Source organism: Melioribacteraceae bacterium (assembly GCA_019638015.1).
In the GTDB taxonomy this organism is placed as follows: domain Bacteria; phylum Bacteroidota; class Ignavibacteria; order Ignavibacteriales; family Melioribacteraceae; genus JAHBUP01.
On sequence record JAHBUP010000001.1, the window covers coordinates 2,476,619 to 2,494,795 of the forward strand.

Annotated in this window: 21 protein-coding genes; 15 read left to right on the plus strand and 6 right to left on the minus strand. The window is 35.4% G+C overall.

Annotated features, from left to right (window positions below):
* Positions 1 to 73 precede the first annotated feature (73 nt).
* The 4 genes from KF816_10555 to KF816_10570 are packed head-to-tail and all read left to right on the plus strand — an operon-like array spanning position 74 to position 3,001.
* Positions 74 to 1,225 carry an acyl-CoA dehydrogenase family protein gene (locus KF816_10555; GenBank protein MBX3008456.1) on the plus strand — a complete coding sequence of 384 codons (1,152 nt, stop codon included), beginning with the start codon at positions 74 to 76 and terminating at the stop codon, positions 1,223 to 1,225.
* On the plus strand, positions 1,215 to 1,970 hold the full coding sequence (locus KF816_10560; GenBank protein MBX3008457.1) for a 1-(5-phosphoribosyl)-5-[(5-phosphoribosylamino)methylideneamino] imidazole-4-carboxamide isomerase: 756 nt from the start codon (positions 1,215 to 1,217) through the stop codon (positions 1,968 to 1,970). Before KF816_10555 ends, KF816_10560 begins: the two co-directional genes overlap by 11 nt.
* 11 nt (positions 1,971 to 1,981) lie before the next feature.
* Positions 1,982 to 2,515, plus strand: a complete 534-nt coding sequence (locus KF816_10565) for a cyclic nucleotide-binding domain-containing protein (GenBank protein MBX3008458.1) — start codon at positions 1,982 to 1,984, stop codon at positions 2,513 to 2,515.
* Positions 2,516 to 2,524: 9 nt separating this feature from the next.
* Complete coding sequence (locus KF816_10570; GenBank protein ID MBX3008459.1) at positions 2,525 to 3,001, plus strand: universal stress protein; 477 nt, start codon at positions 2,525 to 2,527, stop codon at positions 2,999 to 3,001.
* 21 nt (positions 3,002 to 3,022) lie between these two features.
* Here KF816_10570 and KF816_10575 read toward each other — a convergent pair whose 3' ends face one another.
* The gene (locus KF816_10575; protein ID MBX3008460.1) at positions 3,023 to 3,637 is read right to left on the minus strand and encodes a tetratricopeptide repeat protein; all 615 of its coding nucleotides are present in this window, start codon (positions 3,635 to 3,637) and stop codon (positions 3,023 to 3,025) included.
* A gap of 141 nt (positions 3,638 to 3,778) precedes the next feature.
* Here KF816_10575 and KF816_10580 point away from each other — a divergent pair, with 141 nt between their 5' ends.
* The 11 genes from KF816_10580 to trpA all read left to right on the plus strand — a co-directional run bounded on the left by KF816_10580 (position 3,779) and on the right by trpA (position 14,773).
* Positions 3,779 to 4,420, plus strand: a complete 642-nt coding sequence (locus tag KF816_10580; protein ID MBX3008461.1) for a sigma-70 family RNA polymerase sigma factor — start codon at positions 3,779 to 3,781, stop codon at positions 4,418 to 4,420.
* A gap of 300 nt (positions 4,421 to 4,720) precedes the next feature.
* Positions 4,721 to 5,581: a sigma-70 family RNA polymerase sigma factor gene (locus tag KF816_10585; GenBank protein ID MBX3008462.1), complete on the plus strand. Its 861-nt coding sequence runs from the start codon at positions 4,721 to 4,723 to the stop codon at positions 5,579 to 5,581.
* Positions 5,582 to 5,666: 85 nt separating this feature from the next.
* Complete coding sequence (locus tag KF816_10590; GenBank protein ID MBX3008463.1) at positions 5,667 to 7,133, plus strand: aminotransferase class V-fold PLP-dependent enzyme; 1,467 nt, start codon at positions 5,667 to 5,669, stop codon at positions 7,131 to 7,133.
* 207 nt (positions 7,134 to 7,340) lie between these two features.
* Positions 7,341 to 8,813, plus strand: coding sequence for an anthranilate synthase component I (trpE, locus tag KF816_10595; protein MBX3008464.1), 1,473 nt, complete (start codon positions 7,341 to 7,343; stop codon positions 8,811 to 8,813).
* Positions 8,791 to 9,357: an aminodeoxychorismate/anthranilate synthase component II gene (locus tag KF816_10600; protein ID MBX3008465.1), complete on the plus strand. Its 567-nt coding sequence runs from the start codon at positions 8,791 to 8,793 to the stop codon at positions 9,355 to 9,357. Before trpE ends, KF816_10600 begins: the two co-directional genes overlap by 23 nt.
* A complete protein-coding gene (gene trpD, locus KF816_10605) occupies positions 9,354 to 10,376 on the plus strand; it encodes an anthranilate phosphoribosyltransferase (protein ID MBX3008466.1) in 1,023 nt (340 codons plus the stop codon). Before KF816_10600 ends, trpD begins: the two co-directional genes overlap by 4 nt.
* Positions 10,373 to 11,167 (plus strand): indole-3-glycerol phosphate synthase TrpC, encoded by a 795-nt coding sequence (gene trpC / locus KF816_10610; GenBank protein MBX3008467.1) that lies wholly within the window; start codon positions 10,373 to 10,375, stop codon positions 11,165 to 11,167. The genes trpD and trpC overlap by 4 nt, the downstream gene beginning before the upstream one ends.
* Positions 11,157 to 11,792: a phosphoribosylanthranilate isomerase gene (locus tag KF816_10615; protein ID MBX3008468.1), complete on the plus strand. Its 636-nt coding sequence runs from the start codon at positions 11,157 to 11,159 to the stop codon at positions 11,790 to 11,792. The genes trpC and KF816_10615 overlap by 11 nt, the downstream gene beginning before the upstream one ends.
* A complete protein-coding gene (gene aroF, locus KF816_10620) occupies positions 11,770 to 12,786 on the plus strand; it encodes a 3-deoxy-7-phosphoheptulonate synthase (GenBank protein MBX3008469.1) in 1,017 nt (338 codons plus the stop codon). The genes KF816_10615 and aroF overlap by 23 nt, the downstream gene beginning before the upstream one ends.
* On the plus strand, positions 12,783 to 13,991 hold the full coding sequence (gene trpB, locus KF816_10625) for a tryptophan synthase subunit beta (protein MBX3008470.1): 1,209 nt from the start codon (positions 12,783 to 12,785) through the stop codon (positions 13,989 to 13,991). The genes aroF and trpB overlap by 4 nt, the downstream gene beginning before the upstream one ends.
* Positions 13,988 to 14,773, plus strand: a complete 786-nt coding sequence (trpA, locus tag KF816_10630; GenBank protein MBX3008471.1) for a tryptophan synthase subunit alpha — start codon at positions 13,988 to 13,990, stop codon at positions 14,771 to 14,773. Before trpB ends, trpA begins: the two co-directional genes overlap by 4 nt.
* Here the strand turns inward: trpA and KF816_10635 are convergent.
* From KF816_10635 to hisB, 5 genes are read right to left on the minus strand one after another with little or no spacing between them, the layout of a single operon-like run.
* Complete coding sequence (locus KF816_10635; protein MBX3008472.1) at positions 14,770 to 15,390, minus strand: bifunctional phosphoribosyl-AMP cyclohydrolase/phosphoribosyl-ATP diphosphatase HisIE; 621 nt, start codon at positions 15,388 to 15,390, stop codon at positions 14,770 to 14,772. The two genes, trpA and KF816_10635, sit on opposite strands and share 4 nt — an antisense overlap.
* Positions 15,387 to 16,142 (minus strand): imidazole glycerol phosphate synthase subunit HisF, encoded by a 756-nt coding sequence (hisF, locus tag KF816_10640; protein ID MBX3008473.1) that lies wholly within the window; start codon positions 16,140 to 16,142, stop codon positions 15,387 to 15,389. Before hisF ends, KF816_10635 begins: the two co-directional genes overlap by 4 nt.
* Positions 16,132 to 16,851, minus strand: coding sequence for a 1-(5-phosphoribosyl)-5-[(5-phosphoribosylamino)methylideneamino]imidazole-4-carboxamide isomerase (gene hisA, locus KF816_10645; GenBank protein ID MBX3008474.1), 720 nt, complete (start codon positions 16,849 to 16,851; stop codon positions 16,132 to 16,134). The genes hisF and hisA overlap by 11 nt, the downstream gene beginning before the upstream one ends.
* Positions 16,845 to 17,432, minus strand: coding sequence for an imidazole glycerol phosphate synthase subunit HisH (hisH, locus tag KF816_10650; GenBank protein MBX3008475.1), 588 nt, complete (start codon positions 17,430 to 17,432; stop codon positions 16,845 to 16,847). Before hisH ends, hisA begins: the two co-directional genes overlap by 7 nt.
* A complete protein-coding gene (gene hisB / locus KF816_10655; protein MBX3008476.1) occupies positions 17,429 to 18,169 on the minus strand; it encodes an imidazoleglycerol-phosphate dehydratase HisB in 741 nt (246 codons plus the stop codon). Before hisB ends, hisH begins: the two co-directional genes overlap by 4 nt.
* Positions 18,170 to 18,177: the final 8 nt, after the last annotated feature.

Consider the following 18,177-nt stretch of genomic DNA (forward strand, 5'->3'; position numbering starts at 1 on the left):
ATATTGCTTATGGAGAGTCGTTATAGTTTTACCATTCAATTGACTACTATTTTTTCAAATACGATTGGGAATTATGAAATTAAATTTTAATGAAGAGCATGAATTGCTCAGAAATCTTGTGCGTGATTTTACAAATTCGGAAATCCGTCCGCTGGCAAAACAAATAGATGAAAAGGAGGAAATTCCCCATGAGTTAATTAAAAAGATTGCCGAAGTTGGATTGTTGGGCACACCTTTTCCAGAGAAATATGGAGGAGGCGGATTCGGTGAAATTGGTTACTGCATTGCTCAAGAAGAGGTGGCGAGGGTTTGCGGCTCAACGGCAACTTTTATTGGGGCTCATATCTCCATTGGAACTAACGCAATTTATATTGGGGGTTCTGAGGAATTGAAAATGAAATATCTTCCATCTCTAACCTCAGGTGAAAAAATTGCCGCTTTCTGCCTAACAGAATCACAAGCCGGTTCCGATTCATTCAACTTAAAAACTACTGCTAAATTTATTGATGGCAAATGGATCATAAATGGTGAAAAGTTGTGGATTACGAACGGAGCAATCGCAGATATATTTTCTGTCTTCGCTAGAACTGAAAAAGGAATTACCGGTTTTGTTGTTGAAAAAGATTTCCCGGGTATAGAAATTGGACCGAATGAAAAAAAATTGGGAATAAGAGGAAGCGTAACTAACGCGATTAGTTTTAATAATGTTGAAGTTCCGGCAGAGAATATAATTGGGATTGAAGGACGCGGTTTTTTAATTGCAATGAAAACTTTAGATGCCGGCAGATTAGGCGTTGGAGCATGCTGCGTTGGTGCCTCAAAAGAATTAATGGAACTCTCTGTAGAATATGCTAAACAGAGAAAACAATTCGATCAGCCGATTATAAATTTTCAAGCATTACAATTTATGATTGCCGATATGGCAACAAAAATATATACTATGGAAAGTATTTTATTTAGAGCTGCCGATAAATATGGCGAAGGGGTTGATGTTTCGCAAGACGCGGCAATTGTTAAATATTACTGCTCCGAAGTAGTTTCTGAAATTGCTGATATGGCAATTCAAATTCATGGTGGAATGGGATTCTCTCGAGAATTGCCGATAGAAAAAGTGTTCCGTGATTCCCGCATTCTTCGTATTTTTGAAGGCACAAGCGAAATCCAAAAATTAATTATTAGTCGTAAGACTATTAAGAATAACGGTAAATGGAAATTTGATGGGTAAGATATTAATTATTCCCTCAATTGATATTCAAGACCGAAAAACTGTTCGGGTAGTTCAAGGAATTCCAGAACTGAACTGTACAGAATATGGAGACGATCCGGTTGAAATGGCAATGATTTGGCGTGCTGAAAATGCAAAGACTATACATGTAGTAGATTTTAATGCGGCACAAGATAAATCACACGAAAATTTTGAAGTAATACAAAAAATTTGTGAATCTGTAATTATTCCGGTTGAGTTAGGGGGCGGACTAAGAAATTTTGAAGATGTCAAAGAAGCTTTTACTTTAGGCGTTGCTAGAGTAATAGTTGGTACCCTCGCTTTTGAGAAACCACGAGAATTTATAAGAATACTTGATACATTTTCACCTAATAAAGTTGTGGCTGCAATTGATGTTGTTAATGATGAAGTTGTTACTAGGGGAAGGCAAATTAGAACTCACCTAAGACCAATTCAGTATGCCGAGTTTTTAAAGTCTCTAGGTGTAAAAAGAATCGTGGTTACCGATGTTACAACAAATGGAATGTTAGTTGGTCCAAATGTAGAACTTTCAAAATCGGTTGCCGAAGCCGCTGAAACTAAGGTAACTCATTCCGGTGGCATCGGCGGTTTCGAAGATTTAATCAAATTGCAGAAAGAGGGGGGCAATTATATCGACTCTGTAATAATTGGGAGAGCCCTTTACGAAAATAAATTTTCTTGCCAAAAAATTTGGCGTGTAGCCGAATCGGGATTATTTACTTAGTGGGAGTAATTATGGAATTATCTAACGAAAAAATTGTTAAAAATAGTTTTTGGGCTAATTTATTTAAACCATCTTCAGAACAGAGTGAGATTGAAGAGGTTTTGATTTCTATGCCTCCATTTAGCAGTATATCTCGTAAACACTTGAAAACTTTGACAAAAATTATGCATCCAAGAGTTTATGCCGCTAACGAATTTGTCTTTTATCAGAATGACCCTGGAATATGTTTATATATTGTAATTGACGGTGAAGTAAAAATTATTCATACAGAAAAAGATGAAGAGGTTGTGCTGGCCGCGTTGAGTAAAGGTGATTTTTTTGGTGAACTCGCATTAGTAGATGAAGCCCGCAGATCAGCAACAGCTAAAGCCACTACGGAGACTAGAATACTGGTAATTTTTAGGCCCGATTTAGATGAATTTATTAAAACTTATCCAAAAGAAGGAATCAAAATCCTCAAAGGAATTTCCTTTATTTTGGCATCTCGATTACGTAATCTTAATCAAGATTACTTTACTCTTTTCAACAAACTGAAAAATTCATAGGAGGTAAAAATGGAATTAATAAACAGAATCTTAGTTCCTATTGATTTTTCCGATTATTCAAAATCCGCTCTAAAATATGCAGCGCAAATTGCTAAATTTTTTGAAGCCAGCATCACACTTGTTTATGTTGTAGAACCAATGATTTATCCCGCTGATTTTAGTATGGGGCAGGTTGCAATTCCTTCAACAGATATGCATCTTCATGAGAGAGCCGAGGAAGAATTAAATACTTTGGCAAAATCAGTGATCGACTCCAGTCTTAAAGTGGATGTTGTTATTAAAACAGGAAAACCATTTGTTGAAATTAATGAGACAGCACAAGAAATTGATGCTGATCTTATAATTATTGCCACACATGGGCACACCGGAGTAGAACATATTTTATTTGGAAGTACTGCTGAAAAAGTCGTTAGGAAAGCTCCCTGTCCTGTTCTAACATTAAGAAACCCAATAAAAGGATTTCACTTTTCCAATATAACTAGCTGATCCAAAGATCAGCTATTATTGTTAATCTGTTCCCGCTTTTATCTTATTCAATTGAATAATTGATTGTTCTGCTATATGTCCAATTTGACTATTCGGATTCTCTTTTGCCACTTTTTCCCAGATCTTTTTTGCTTTCTCCGAGTCCCCTTTTGCCTGAGCTATAGCCGCAAGGTTGAATAGTGCGATTGCGCTCTTGGAATCAATTTGCAATATTTTATTAGTATAGTTTTCGGCTAAATCAAATTCACCTGTTTGATAATGAACAAATGTTAACTGGAGCAGAATATCAATTCTTCTCGGATCTCTTTTTAGAATTGACTCATAATAAGCAACGGCTTCATCTGGGCGATGTGCCATCGTCAATAAATCCGCAAGTTCTCGAACTTTTAATGTATCATTTGGATTTTTTTTAACTTCTGTAGTAAGGCTATCTAATCTTCTCCCAACTTCAGCCATAACGTTATCCTTTGAAGGTACATCTCCCTCAGCATCAATGTTGCTATGGATCTCATCATTAGGCATCTGGTTATTAGAATTTGTGCTTGTCCCTTTTTTTGTAGTATCAGAAAAAAATACTAATGCAGCAATTACAACAACAAAAAGTAGCAAATAGATATAAACGGGTTTGAATCTCATAATTCCTCAAATTTTGAGTGAAAACATAAGAATAATTTCGTTAATCTTTTAGAAATTGATTTAAGATTTTGGTCACAATTTTGGAACTATAAATGTAATTGGATAGTTAATACAGACATAACATCTTAATTTGAGGATAGAATGAACATCACAGCGAAACCGATCGACCAAAATACCCAGAAAAAGTATTCTGAATTTGATTCTGAAATTATGCCTTTTAAAGATGCATTAAAAAGTTTTGCACTAAAAATGACTAATGATATTGAGGATGCAGAGGATTTACTGCAGGATACATTATTAAAAGCTTTTAGATTTTTTGATAAATTCGAAAAAGGCACTAATGCAAAAGCTTGGCTTTTCCAGATTATGAAAAATACCTTTATTAATAATTACCGTAAATCCTCGAAGCAGCCAAATAAAGTTGATTTTGACGATGTACAAAACTTTTATGAAAACATAAAAGCTGATGAAGTCAAAATTCAGCATTCAGAAAATGATGCGTTTAGTGATGTACTTGATGATGAGATAGTTAATGCTTTATCAATACTCCCTGATGATTTCAGAACTATTGTTTTCTTATCTGATATCGAGGGGTACACTTACGAGGAGATAGCCGATTTCATGGATTGTCCAATTGGAACCGTTAGATCTAGGCTGCACAGAGCTCGAAAAATGATGTATGCCCTGCTATATGAATATGCTCATTCAAATGGATATACTTCTAAGCATAAAGAAAAAAAATCAAAATATCTTCTTAAAAAATTACAAGAGGAGGTTGCTTAATTTCTCCATTATACTCTAACCTATTGTTATAAAACAAGATAACTAATTTTTTCTTAGGTTTTTATTTCTGTGTGTAGTATATTTGCTCCGTGAAAAATGAAAATTCTCTTCAAATTGTCTTTACAGACATTAAGTTCAGCTCTTTTATCGAGAGATATCAAAACTAAGTACAAAGAGAAAAATAATTCTGGGTGAATAATTTTCGCTCGAGGAACTTTTTTTTGCATTTTTGGTTAATAACTGTCAAAAAAATACGACTATAAGTAATAAAATAAAATAATAATTAGGAGAACTTAGGAATTGAAGATCACAAAACAATTTACCAATCGGGAAAGTAAATCTCTCGATCAGTACCTTCAAGAAATCGGTAAAGTAGATCTTTTAACGCCTGATGATGAAATTGACTTAGCGATAAGAATAAAAAAAGGGGATCAATTTGCGCTAGACCGCCTTACCAAAGCAAATCTTAGATTTGTGGTTAGTGTTGCTAAACAGTATCAAAATCAAGGGTTGCCTCTCGGTGATTTAATTAACGAAGGTAATTTGGGTTTGATCAAAGCGGGTAAAAGATTTGATGAAACCAGAGGTTTTAAATTTATTTCTTATGCCGTTTGGTGGATTCGTCAATCAATTATGCAGGCAATAGCGGAACAATCTCGTATGGTCCGCCTCCCTCTTAACAGAGTCGGTGCTCTCAATAAAATGGGTAAAGCCTTAAGCCAGCTTGAACAAGAGTATGAGAGAAGACCAAGTCCTGAAGAAATTGCTGAACAATTAGATATGGATGTATCCGATGTGACATATGCGATGCAAATTGCTGGAAGACACGTATCAATGGACGCTCCATTCGCTCATAGTGATGATAATAATAATAGTCTATTAGATATTATGCCAAACGAAGATCAACCTACTCCCGATCATACACTGATGAAGGAATCTTTAAAAGCAGAAATCGAGAGATCACTCTCCACATTAACAGAACGTGAAGCGGAAGTTATTCGTCTTTATTTTGGTTTAGGAAAAGAACACTCCTTAACCTTGGAAGAAATTGGTGAGAAACTGAATCTTACCCGTGAGAGAGTACGGCAAATTAAGGAGAAAGCTTTAATCAGATTACGACACTCTACAAGAAGTAAAAACCTCAAAGCTTATTTAGGTTAATTTTTAAGCCGTCTTTTTGACGGCTTTTTTATTTTAAAGCCTTCAAATAATGATTTATATTTGTTAAAAACGTTAAAGAAAAAAGATGAATCTCGAAAAGTATTTTGAACACTATAGAAATAATATTATTGGTATAGATCAAACCTTTAGCACACCTTATGGATTGAAAAAAATTATATATGCCGACTGGATTGCCAGCGGAAGATTATATAATCCGATCGAAAAAATTATTGAGGAAAAGTTTTACCCGTTTGTAGGAAATACTCATTCGGAATCATCGGCAACCGGAACTACAATGACCGCCGCATACCATGAAGCAAGATCCATAATTAAGAATCATGTGAATGCATCAAACTCAGATGTATTGATTTTTGCGGGATCCGGGATGACCTCAGCTATTAATAAATTTCAACGATTATTAGGTTTGAAAATCTGTGAGCAACTTCAAAAATATACCAATGTGCCCACTGATGAAAAACCGGTTGTATTTTTAACTCATATGGAACATCATTCCAATCATACATCATGGCTTGAAACAATTTGCGACGTAGTTGTAATTGAACCGGATGAAAATGGATTAATAAATATTGATCATTTTACTGAATTACTTGAACAATATAAAAACCGAAAATTAAAAATAGGCTCATTCACCGCTGCCTCAAATGTAACCGGTATTGAAACTCCCTATCATACTTTAGCAAAGATGATGCATAACTATGGCGGATTGTGTTTCGTTGATTTTGCCGCCGCGGCTCCATACGTAAATATTAATATGCACCCCAACGATCCGGATGAAAAACTTGACGCGATTTTCTTTTCACCTCATAAATTTTTAGGGGGACCGGGTACAGCGGGAGTTTTAATATTCGACTCAAATCTTTACAAAATTCGAGTGCCCGATCATCCTGGTGGAGGTACTGTGGATTGGACAAATCCATGGGGCGGACATATGTACATTAAAGATATCGAGCTTCGTGAAGATGGAGGAACACCCGGTTTTATTCAGGCAATAAGAGCTGCTCTTTCCATAAAACTAAAAGAAGAGATGGGTGTTCTAAATATTCTTTCCAGAGAACATGAATTGTTGAAAACAGCATTTGCCCGTTTAACAAAAATTCCCACATTACATATTCTTGCTCAGGAATCAAAGAATAGACTTGGGATTATTTCATTTTATGTTGAGGATATCCACTACAATTTAATGGTGAAAATACTTAACGACCGCTATGGCATTCAGATGCGGGGCGGATGCTCTTGCGCCGGAACTTATGGGCACTATTTACTGCATGTTGATCCGACAAGATCAAAAAGAATTACAGATAAAATAAATGAGGGCGATCTTTCAGAAAAACCGGGTTGGGTTCGTTTTTCTCTTCACCCTACTATGACAGATAACGAATTAATAATAATTATTGATGCGATTGAAGAAATAATAACCAACATTGATTTATGGAGTAAAGAGTATTCTTATTCCTCAAAGACAAATGAATTTAAGCATAGCTCTGAGAAGCAGTATTCAATAGATGTTGCTGATTGGTTTAAAATAAAATAAATATAACTTGACATCATTAGTGTTGTTTAATTATCTTCGCACCCAATGAAAACAAACTTAACATACGGCCTCAACAATCAACTAGCATGGTGGTGGAATTATATTAATTCATCTCAGTGATTATTGAAGCCATATTAATTTTAATAGAAACCCTTCTTAGAAATCACTGAGAAGGGTTTTTTGTTTTATAGCAATTAAAGGATGATTATGAATTTTGTAGAATTCAAAGAGAAAGCAAAAAATTTCAACATAATTCCGGTTTATGAAAAAATGACCGCTGATACACTAACCCCGGTTCTTGCCTACCTAAGGATAAGGGAAAAAGGTGTTACATCTTTTCTACTTGAATCTGTTGAAGGAATTGGACGATTAGCACGCTATTCGTTCATCGCAAAAAATCCCAAGAGCATAATTACTAATGTTAATAATTCACTAAAGGTTTGTAATAGTAACGGAGAAGTTGCTCACACCGGTAGTATTTTCGAATATCTCAAAGAAACCATTAAAAATTATAAATATGCTAAGGTTGATGAACTGCCCGACTTTGCCGGCGGTATTGTCGGCTACTTCGGTTTTGAAACTATTGCTCTGATTGAAGATGTAATCAAATTTAAAAATGAGGATAAATTAGAAATCCCCGATTCCGAGCTGGGGCTGTTCTCCTCTATAATTGCTTTCGATCATTTCAAACATCAAATAATTTTGATAAATAATGTGTTCATTGATAATAATTCAGCTCTGGAAGAACAGTACTCTGCAGCAAAGGAGGAGTTGAAAAAATTACGAAGAGAATTAACAACTAGTAAAGAATCGATTTCCGCTTTCAAAGTTAATTTGAAAAATGAAGCAGAATCTGATTTTCCAAAACTTGTTGAAAGAGCTAAAGAAAATATTTACGATGGCGATGTTTTTCAAATTGTACTATCAAAAAGATTCGATGCAGATTTTGAGGGGGATTTAATTAATGTTTATAGAGCTCTCAGAATTATAAATCCTTCTCCTTATATGTACTTCATGGAATTTGATAATAACTTTTCTATTATCGGAACCTCCCCCGAAGATCTCTTAAAAGTTAAAAATAGAAAAGCTGAAATTTTGCCAATCGCCGGAACTCGTCGTAGAGGTAAAACAGAAGAAGAAGATTTAGCGCTTGAGAAAAACTTGCTCGATGATCCAAAAGAAATTGCTGAACACACGATGCTTGTTGATTTAGCCCGCAACGATCTCGGTAGAGTTTGTAAATATGGCACTGTTAAAATTTCGGAGAAGATGAAAATAAACCGTTTCTCACATGTTATGCATATTGTTTCGAGAGTTGAAGGAATACTTGATGATGATAAGGATTGCATTGACGCATTAACAAATTCTTTTCCGGCTGGTACAGTAACGGGAGCACCAAAAATTAGAGCAATCCAGCTAATAAACGAATATGAGAACATTTCACGAAATGTTTATGCGGGAGCAATTGGGTATATTGATTTTAGCGGCAATCTCGATTTATGCATAGCAATACGAACACTCTTTGCGAAGGACAATAAAATTTATTGGCAAGCTGGCGCCGGAATTGTTGCTGACAGCATACCTGAACTGGAGTTGAAGGAAATCAATAATAAAAGTTCTGTATTAATTAGCGCGTTAAAATACGCGGAGGTTATTGATGAAGATATTGATAATAGATAATTACGACTCATTCACTTTTAATCTTGTACAGATTGTTGGTGAATATACTCACGATTTAATCATCAAACGAAATGACAAAATTACAATTGATGAAATTTCAGAATTAGCTCCGGATAAAATTCTTATTTCGCCGGGCCCAGGTCGTCCTGAAGATTCCAATATATCTTTAGAGATCATAAAAAATCTGGGTCAACATATTCCCCTTCTCGGTGTTTGTTTAGGTCATCAAGGTATTGGAATCGCATTCGGCGGTATTGTAACAAATGCACCATATTTAATGCATGGTAAATCATCACAAATAATTCATGATGGAAAAACAATTTATAAAGATATTCCTCAAAAATTCGACGCAGGTAGATATCATTCATTAGCTATTGACAAAACTACTTTTCCAGATGTGCTCGAAATTAGTGCTGAGACAGAAGATGGAATAATTATGGGAGTCCGTCATAAACTTCATCCCATTGAAGGTATTCAATTCCATCCCGAATCAATATTGACAAAAGTTGGAAAAGAGTTAATTAAAAATTGGGTAGATCTATGATCAAAGAGATAATTGAAAAAATTGCAGATAAAGTCGATTTGACAATTGATGAAGCAACCAGCATTGCAACAATGATTATGACTGGAGAATTATCTAATGTTCAAATATCGGGATTGCTCATCGGCTTAAAAGTAAAAGGTGAAACGCCGGAAGAAATTGCCGGATTTGCAAGAGCAATGCGTGAAAAAAGTATAAAGATTGATCATGATTATGAGAATGTAATAGACGTTTGCGGAACCGGTGGTGATTCGAGTGGAACATTTAATATTTCTACGGCAGCTTCATTTGTTGTTGCGGGAGCGGGAGTTAAGATTGCAAAACATGGGAACCGCTCAATTTCAAGTAAAAGCGGAAGCTCTGATGTACTTTCAGAACTCGGCGTTAATATAAACTTGAGTAGAGAATCGGCAACAGAGGCTCTAAATAAATTCGGCATTACATTTTTATTTGCCCCATTATACCACCCGGCGATGAAATTCGCCGCTCCGGTTCGCACTGAACTTGGTGTTAAAACCATATTTAATTTACTTGGACCATTAACCAATCCGGCAAATACTAAGAAACAACTTATCGGAACTTATTCACGGAAGACCGCAGATTTGATGTCCAAAGCGGCTTCATATCTTGGAATGGAAAAGATTTGTTTTGTTAATACCGATGATAAATTTGATGAAATTTCATTGACCGGAGATTCAGAAATTTTAGAATACAATTCCTCCGGCATATTAAACAACTACCGGTTGAACCATTTGGATTTTGGGTACGAAAAGATTAAACTAAAAAACATAATGGGCAATTCTCCAAAACATAATTCAGATATTATCAATTCGGTGCTCAGAGACAAAATTAGAAATGACGCTTATTATGTAGTTGCGGCTAATGCTTCTCTGGCATTGTGCACAGCGGGGGTTTCTAATGAATTAAAAGAGTGTGTGGCATTGGCGGAAGAATCAATAGACTCGGGCAGGGCTTATGAAAAATTAATTGCACTGATCAATTTTAGCGGAGCTAATGCATGAGCATTCTTGCAAAAATTATTGAGGTCAAGAAAAAAGAGATTGAGTTACTTAAAGAGAGTTCCCCAATTTCATTTTTGAAGAATTATCCTCACTTTGCCAAACCCACAGTTTCCTTCTCAAATTCATTAGTAATAAACAATCGCATTTCTGTTATCGCGGAAATTAAACAAGCCTCCCCTTCTAAAGGAATATTGTGCGATAATTTTAATCACCGAAATATTGGAGAGTCATATATTAAATCCGGTGTAAACGCAATTTCCATTTTAACTGACAAAGAATTTTTTACGGGAGATATAACCTTTTTAAAGGATATAAGTCTTTTTTCCAGCATCCCGCTGCTCAGAAAAGATTTCATAATTGATGAGCACCAGATATGGGAAGCCAAAGCAAATGGTGCATCAGCAATTTTGTTGATTTCTGAAATTCTCTCCTCTGCACAAATAAAAGAATTAACATTCTGCGCCAAAGAACTTGGACTGGATGTTTTGTTAGAACTTCATTCAATAACAGAACTAAACAAAATTGATTTTTCCTTGAACAATATTATTGGGATTAATAATCGCAATTTGGAAGATTTCTCTGTTGATCTTAATTCATCATTCTTAATATCAAAAGAGTTACCAAAGGATGTTATAAAAGTTTCGGAAAGCGGAATACATAATAATGATCAGCTAAAAAGACTTTATGACAATGGATTTAATGCCGTGCTTGTTGGTGAACATTTTATGAGATCCTCGAACTTGGAAGAATCGGTTAAACAGTTTATTTCGTGGAGCAAATTTGAAAGTTAAAATTTGTGGAATTACCAATATTGAAGATGCAATCCTTTCGGCAGAACTGGGTGCCGATATGCTGGGATTCATTTTTTACCCGCAAAGCAAAAGATACATTTCACCAGAAAAATGTAAAGATATTATCGCTGAAGTTCCAACGGGTATTAAAAAAGTGGGCGTATTTGTTAACGACTCATATGAAGTTATTAATAGAATAGTTGAGCAAACAAAAATTGATGTAGTCCAACTTCATGGTGATGAAACTACCTCAGTCATTCATAAAATTAAAGCAGATGTTATAAAAGCTTTCAGAGTAAGCAATAACTTCGATTTTGCCCAAATAGAAATATTTAAGAAATATCAAATTTTATTGGATTCAAGTGATGCGAACAATTATGGCGGTACCGGTAAAACATTTCACTGGGATATAATTCCAGAAGATTTGAGGGATAAAATAATTTTAGCCGGCGGAATATCAGTAGAAAATATAGAATATGTTTTTGATAATATTTACCCACTTGGAGTTGATTTATCCTCTTCACTCGAAATATCACCTGGTAAAAAAGATCCGGTAAAACTAAAAGACTTTTTTGCGATCATAAAAAAATTAAAGGGAAAAAATGTTAATTATCATGAATCTTGACGCCCCTCGCGCGGATATTGAGAAAGTAAAAAATAGAATCAACTCATTTAACTGCACCGCGCATGAAATTCCGGGCGCTCTTAAACTTGCTATTGGTATTACCGGGCCGAGTGAACATTTAAAAGTTGAAGATTTCCAACTGCTTAATTCGGTTGAAGATGTGATTAAAGTAACGAAGAAGTATAAACTTGTAAGCCGAATGATGAAGAATGAGGATACTATTATTAATGTAAATGGGAATACGATTGGTGGTAAAGAATTAATGATAATTGCGGGACCATGCTCGGTTGAATCGCGCGATCAACTTTTTGAAATTGCCGGAATGCTCAAAGAAATGGGTATTAATTTATTACGAGCCGGCGCTTATAAACCTCGCTCAAGTCCTTATGCTTTTCAAGGATTAAAAGAGAAGGGATTGGAATATCTGGCAGATGTGAAAAAGGAATTGGGGATGAGTATTGTAACTGAATTGCTGAATCAATCTACTATTAATGAAGTTGCGGAGGTTGCCGATATAATTCAAATTGGCGCTCGCAATATGCAAAATTACTCCCTATTGGCTGAAGTTGGTAAAACTCAGAAACCTATATTATTGAAGAGAGGATTGTCCGCGACTATCGAAGAATTATTGCTGAGCGCCGAGTATATAGTATCGCAAAATAATTTTAATGTAATCCTTTGTGAACGTGGAATTCGAACATTTGAAACAGCCACAAGAAATACACTTGATTTGAATGCGGTACCCGTAATAAAAAAACATTCTCATCTACCAATAATAGTTGATCCATCACATGGAATTGGAATAGGTGAAAAAGTTCCGGCTATGGCTATGGCCTCGGTTGCGTGTGGCGCAGATGGGTTGATCTTGGAAGTGCATCAGAAACCAGAAGAAGCTCTTTCGGATGGATATCAATCCATGAATCCGGCTGCCTTTAAACAACTTCTGAATAAAATAAAACAATTGGCTCCAATAGTTGATAAGGAATTAAAATGAATAACTTAGTTGAGTATTTATTCCCCGACCATTCCGGGAAATATGGAAATTACGGTGGCAAGTTTGTCCCCGAAACTTTAATAAGCGCCATTCATGAGCTCGAAAAAACTTATTTAGAAAAAAAGAATGATCCGCAATTCATTGCTGAGTTGAACGATTTACAAAATGAATATAATGGAAGACCAACACCATTAACATTTGCGAAAAGACTAACCGATTATTTTGGTAAAGGTAAAATTTATTTAAAACGTGAAGATTTATGTCATACCGGGGCGCATAAACTTAATAATGCGCTTGGACAAATTTTACTCGCTAAAATTCTTGGCAAAAAAAGAATTATCGCCGAAACCGGTGCGGGTCAGCATGGAGTTGCAACCGCGACTGTTTGCGCTAAATTTGGGATGGAGTGCGTGGTTTATATGGGTGAAACCGATATTGAAAGGCAGAAGCCTAATGTATTCCGAATGCAGCTTTTGGGCGCAAAGGTTAGACCAGTCAGTTCCGGTAGCAAAACGTTAAAAGACGCGACTAACGAAGCTATACGCGATTGGGTTACTAATGTTGAGAACACACACTACATTATTGGTTCAGTTGTTGGTCCTCATCCTTATCCAATGATTGTACGAGATTTTCAATCAATTATTGGGAGAGAAACTAAAGAGCAAATATTGAAAACAGAGAATAGATTACCTAACTATATTCTTGCCTGTGTTGGTGGCGGCTCAAACGCAATTGGTATTTTTTATCCTTTCATTAATGATCAAGTTAATTTGATTGGAATTGAAGCTGGCGGATTTGGAATTGATACAAATAAACATTGCGCCACACTTACACTTGGCGAACCGGGAATTTTTCAGGGAATGAAAACTTATTTATTACAGGATAGCGATGGACAAGTTTCTGAAGTGCATTCTATATCTGCAGGACTTGATTATCCTGGAGTTGGCCCCGAGCACTCTCATTTAAAAGATTTGAAACGAGTAGAGTATAAATCAATAACTGATGATGAAGCGATAGAAGCCGTTTCTCTACTAACAAAGATGGAAGGGATAATTCCCGCGCTAGAAACAGCACATGCAGTTGCCTACTTAAATAAACTTATGCCTGAAACTAATAAAGATGATATTGTTGTAGTTAATATAAGTGGTCGAGGTGATAAAGATTTAGCAACACTAATTTCAAAAATTGACGTGGATTTATTATGAGTGATATTAAAAATTATATCAGCAAAAAGAATGACTCAGGTAAAAAAGTATTATCGATCTTTTTAACAGCAGGATATCCTGAGTTAAATAATTTTATTGATTTAGTAAAAACTGTAGTTGGTTCCGGTGCAGATATGCTTGAACTTGGCATCCCATTTAGCGATCCACTTGCCGATGGACCAACAATTCAGAGATCATCACAAAAAGCTTTGGATAATGGGGTAAAACTTAGTACAGTTCTAAATTTTTGCGAGCAAATTAAATCATTCACCAATATTCCAATTATACTAATGGGCTATTTCAATCCAATTTTAAAGTATGGTTATTATTCCTTTTTGACTGATGCGGTTAATGCAGGAGTTGACGGATTGATTGTTCCCGATATTCCATTGGAAGAATATGAGTCATTCTTTACACAGATAGAAACTAAACTGGATATTATATTATTAACTACACCAACTTCTTCGAATGAGCGAATAAAAAATATTGATGAGATAAGTAGAGGTTTTGTTTATTGTGTGAGTGTTACCGGAACCACCGGAGTAAAGGACAGTTTTTCGGAGGCAAATCTAAAAAGTATTCAGAGAACCAGAGAACATATAATAAATAATAAAATGCTGATTGGTTTTGGTATTTCTAAAGCAAAGGATGTAAAACAAGTTATTCCTTATTGCGATGGTGTTATTGTGGGAAGCGCCATTATTAATAGTATAAATGAAGGAGAGAATTTTTCATCAACAGAAAAACTGATAACAGAATTATCTGAGGCGTGCTTATTCTAAGATTTTTTCTCTTTTTCTGTATGTCTCTCAATTAATTTATCGATTACAGAATTTAATTGAATTCCCTGTTCAGAAAGCATAACAAAAAGATGGAATAATAAATCGGCAGTTTCATTCACAACTTCTTCTTTATTCCGGTTTTTAGCGGCAATAATTGTTTCAATGCTTTCCTCCCCCACCTTTTGGATTATTCTATCAGCACCTTCTTTAAACAATTTTGTAGTATATGACTTTTCAGGCAACTCCATTTTTCGTTTTTCAACGAGCTCAAATAATTTTGATAGAAAGTGTACATTATTTTTAGGAAGGTTAAAGCATGAGTATTCTCCGGTATGGCAAGTATTCCCAGAAGGTAAAGCTTCAATCAGTAATGTATCATTGTCGCAATCAATCTTTATGGAATAAAGCTCAAGGTAGTTGCCGGAAGTTTCTCCCTTTGTCCATAATTTATTTTGTGAGCGGCTGAAAAATGTAACTCTTTTCAATTCAAGTGTTTTATGAAGCGCTTCTTCATTCATAAAACCTAACATTAATACTTGATTAGTGTTCTTATCAATAACTATTGCGGGCACTAAGCCGTTTAATTTTGCGAAATTTATTTTTGATATGTCAATCACAATCTCACCAATACTTTATTTGCTTGCAAATATTTTTTTAGATCGGTTATATTCAGTTCTTGAAAATGGAAAAGACTTGCAGCGAGGCATGCGTCAACATCCGTGAAAGTGAAAGCTTCGAGGAAGTGTTCTTTTGTTCCAGCGCCCCCACTCGCGATTACCGGGATGGAAACTTCATCAACTACTTTTTTAAGAAAATCTAAATCATACCCATCTTTTGTTCCATCTTTATCCATTGAGGTTAATAGGATTTCTCCGGCACCAAGTTCGCCAACTAACTTACACCATTCAAATCCATCAAGTGAAGTCTCTTCCTTGCCCCCTTTTACAAATATTTTTTGTTGACCATTCACTACTTTCACATCGATTGCGGCTACAACCGCTTGACTTCCAAATCTTTTTGCGGCATCTGTGATAAGACCAGGATTTTTAACAATCGCGCTATTAAGAGATACTTTATCGGCACCGGCTTTTAAAAGTGCATCAATATCATCGAGAGTTGAAATACCTCCTCCAACCGTGAATGGAATTCTCAAAACCTTCGCAACATCTTTTACCAGCTCCGTTAATGTTTTTCTCTTCTCGAGTGTAGCTGTAATATCAAGAAAAACAAGTTCATCCGCGCCCTCGTTGTAATATCTTTCCGAAAGTTCCACCGCAGAACCGGCATCCCTTAAATTTACAAAGTTGGTACCTTTTACTACTCTTCCATCTTTTACGTCAAGACACGGTATAATTCGTTTAGTCACCAATTGATGCTAATTCCTCCAATGTTATTCTCTTTTCATAAATAGCTTTACCAACAACCACAGCATAAATTGATCGATCAGCTAATTCTTTAATATCGTTTAAATTACTGATGCCGCCCGAAGCAATTAAATTTATATCCGGAAACCGTGCAATCAATTTATCATACAATTCAATACTTGGTCCGGCAAGCATTCCATCTTTTTTAATATCAGTACATAAAAAAGTGGTTACTCCTTTATTCATGCAATAGTCAATGTGATCGAAGATTGTAATACCGCTCTCTTTTGTCCAGCCACTAGTTCGTATTATTTCATTCTCAGCATCTGCGGCAACAACAATTTTTGATGGATCTGTCTGCGATAGTATTTTTTCAAATTCAGTTTTGTGGTCAACCGACATCGAACCAATTATGACTCTATTTATACCTATATCAAAAAGTTGGCTCACATTCTCGGCTGTTCTTATTCCCCCGCCAAATTCAATATTTACTGTAGTATTCGTTTGTATTTCTTTTATAATATTCTCAACTGTAAATCTGCCGGTTTTCGAAGCTTCTAAATCAACAATATGTACCCACTTGAATCCATTTTTCTCAAACTCATTTGAAATTTGGAGCGGAGTAAAATCATAGTAGGTTACATCATCAAAGCTCCCCTTTTTCAGTCGCACTACTTTTTGGTTGTATATATCAATTGCAGGTATAATTAACATAATTCAATAAAGTTTTTTAACAATTTAATTCCATGTTCCCCCGATTTTTCCGGATGAAACTGAACGCCATAATAATTTTCTTTTTCACAAATCGCGGTAAATTCAACATCGTGAACTGTCACTCCAATACTAAATTCATTAATTGGCACATAGTATGAGTGAGCGAAATAAAAAAATGAATTATCCGGTATTCCATCAAATAATTTTGAGTCTTTTTGAAACGCTACTTTGTTCCATCCCATGTGCGGTACTTTTACTGTTGAAGAATTAAACCGCTCAGTTACTGTCGGTAAAACACCAAGACACGCAACATTTCCCTCGACAGATTTTTCAGTAAATAGTTGCATCCCAAGACAAATACCCAAAATCGGTTTTTTAATAACTCGAAGAAGATTAAACATGTTCGACATATGCAATCTTTTAACCGCGAAAGAAGCTTCTCCAACTCCCGGGAAAATAACTTTATCCGAATCGCAGATGTCTCTTTCGAAATTCGTTATTTTATATTTTACATTCAAATCGTCAAGCGCATTGAGTACTGATTGAGTATTACCTGCGCCATAATCAATTACCGATATCATATTATTCCCTTCGTTGTTGGCAATGTTCCGGCAGCTCTCTCATCAAATCTGCACGCCTCATTTAAAGATTTTGCGAAAGCCTTAAACATTGCTTCAATTTTATGATGATCATTTTCCCCTTTTGCTTCCACTAATATGTTAGCGTTTAAACCCATACTCATTCCCTTGAAGAATTCTCTGCATAGTTCTGTGGGGAACTCACCAACTTTTTCTCTATCAAATTTACATTTAAAATTGAGATAAACTCTACCGCCAAGATCAATAGCGCATTTCGCAAATGATTCATCCATCGGCAGCATAAATCCGTAACGCTTAATTCCAATTTTATCACCGAGCGCTTTCCTAATTGCTTCTCCTATAGCAATCCCGGTATCTTCAACTGTGTGATGCTCATCTACATGCAAATCCCCTTTCACTTTTAAATCCAAATCAATATTTCCATGCCTTGATATTTGTTCAATCATATGATCAAAAAAACCAATGCCAGTAGATATTTTAGATTTACCCTTTCCATCTAAATTTATTTTTACGCTAATCTGGGTTTCCTTTGTGTTTCGAGTAACAACAGCTATTCGATTTTTGTAAAGCAAAGTTTGAACTGCATCGCTGATAGATGGATAATATTTTTGTGCTTCTTGATGGGATTCAACCAATACTTTATTTCCCTTCAAATAGAAAGTAATATCGAATTCTGTTTTATTATTCTTCTGAAGTCTCACGTTTTCATTTTTTAGCATCTGTAATA

What these genes read in the sequence shown, in the direction of transcription:
- KF816_10555 (MBX3008456.1), top strand. Translation starts at nt 74, where the DNA reads ATGAAATTAAATTTTAATGAAGAGCATGAATTGCTCAGAAATCTTGTG.
- KF816_10565 (MBX3008458.1), top strand. Translation starts at nt 1,982, where the DNA reads ATGGAATTATCTAACGAAAAAATTGTTAAAAATAGTTTTTGGGCTAAT.
- KF816_10570 (MBX3008459.1), top strand. Translation starts at nt 2,525, where the DNA reads ATGGAATTAATAAACAGAATCTTAGTTCCTATTGATTTTTCCGATTAT.
- KF816_10575 (MBX3008460.1), bottom strand. Translation starts at nt 3,637, where the DNA reads ATGAGATTCAAACCCGTTTATATCTATTTGCTACTTTTTGTTGTTGTA.
- KF816_10580 (MBX3008461.1), top strand. Translation starts at nt 3,779, where the DNA reads ATGAACATCACAGCGAAACCGATCGACCAAAATACCCAGAAAAAGTAT.
- KF816_10590 (MBX3008463.1), top strand. Translation starts at nt 5,667, where the DNA reads ATGAATCTCGAAAAGTATTTTGAACACTATAGAAATAATATTATTGGT.
- trpE (MBX3008464.1), top strand. Translation starts at nt 7,341, where the DNA reads ATGAATTTTGTAGAATTCAAAGAGAAAGCAAAAAATTTCAACATAATT.
- KF816_10600 (MBX3008465.1), top strand. Translation starts at nt 8,791, where the DNA reads ATGAAGATATTGATAATAGATAATTACGACTCATTCACTTTTAATCTT.
- trpD (MBX3008466.1), top strand. Translation starts at nt 9,354, where the DNA reads ATGATCAAAGAGATAATTGAAAAAATTGCAGATAAAGTCGATTTGACA.
- trpC (MBX3008467.1), top strand. Translation starts at nt 10,373, where the DNA reads ATGAGCATTCTTGCAAAAATTATTGAGGTCAAGAAAAAAGAGATTGAG.
- aroF (MBX3008469.1), top strand. Translation starts at nt 11,770, where the DNA reads ATGTTAATTATCATGAATCTTGACGCCCCTCGCGCGGATATTGAGAAA.
- trpB (MBX3008470.1), top strand. Translation starts at nt 12,783, where the DNA reads ATGAATAACTTAGTTGAGTATTTATTCCCCGACCATTCCGGGAAATAT.
- trpA (MBX3008471.1), top strand. Translation starts at nt 13,988, where the DNA reads ATGAGTGATATTAAAAATTATATCAGCAAAAAGAATGACTCAGGTAAA.
- hisA (MBX3008474.1), bottom strand. Translation starts at nt 16,851, where the DNA reads ATGTTAATTATACCTGCAATTGATATATACAACCAAAAAGTAGTGCGA.
- hisH (MBX3008475.1), bottom strand. Translation starts at nt 17,432, where the DNA reads ATGATATCGGTAATTGATTATGGCGCAGGTAATACTCAATCAGTACTC.
- hisB (MBX3008476.1), bottom strand. Translation starts at nt 18,169, where the DNA reads ATGCTAAAAAATGAAAACGTGAGACTTCAGAAGAATAATAAAACAGAA.